Raw genomic sequence first — 790 nt, 5'->3', positions numbered from 1 at the left:
GAACTGCTCCGGCCCCTCGGCCGTGCCGTCGGTCAGCGCGGCGACGCTGAACGTCGCGCTGCTGCTGCCGGCCGGGATCGTCACCGTGGTGACGCCGGCGAAGTCGGTGCCGTCGGCGGCGGTGCCGCCGTAGCTCAGCGTCACGGTGACGGTGGTCTGCGCCGGGCTGGTCAGCGACAGCGTGTAGCTCGCGCCCGCGCCCTCGTTGACGGTGTTGCTGCCGGTGATGCTGACGGTGGTGGTGTCGATCGAATCGGCGATGCTGGTCGTGGCCGGTGCCGGGTTCAGCGCCAGGTTCTCGAACTGGCCGCCGCTGGCGCTGCTGATCGTCGTGGAGACCGTGTTGGCGTTGGTGTAGACGTTGTCGGCGCCGGTGGCGTGCGCGACCGTGCCGCTGCTGGCGCCGGCGGCGATCGTGATCACGTCGCCATTGGACAGCGTCACGGTGACCGGCGTCAGCGCCGGTGCGCCGAGGCTGGCGGTGTAGACGATGCTGCCGCCCTCGACCACCGACGGCGAGGCCGTCAGCGTGACGGTGGTGGTGTCGACCGTGTCGGACACGGCGGTGGTGGCCGCGGCCGGGTTGACCGTGAGCTGCTCGAAGCCGCCGCCGCTGGCGCCGTTGATCGTTGCCGAGACGCTGCCCGCGTCGGCATAGAGGCTGTCGGCCGGTGCCGCGTGGGCGACCGAGCCGCTGCTCGTGCCGGCGGCGATGGTGATGGTGGCGCCGTTCGACAGCGTGACCGTCACGTCGGTGGCGGCCGGTGCGTCGAGCGTGGCGGTGTAGACG

General features: G+C 72.2%; 1 protein-coding gene. It reads right to left on the bottom strand.

The genetic code is table 11. The annotated features are described in order from the left end of the window. On the bottom strand, nucleotides 1-790 hold a 790-nt coding region (locus tag AC1D01_RS37125), incomplete at both ends, for an immunoglobulin-like domain-containing protein (protein ID WP_477874878.1).

Source organism: Rhizobacter sp. P3_B12, assembly GCF_056402895.1.
The sequence above is the reverse complement of the archived record's forward strand: the minus strand, read 5'-3'. Positions and strand labels throughout refer to the sequence as shown.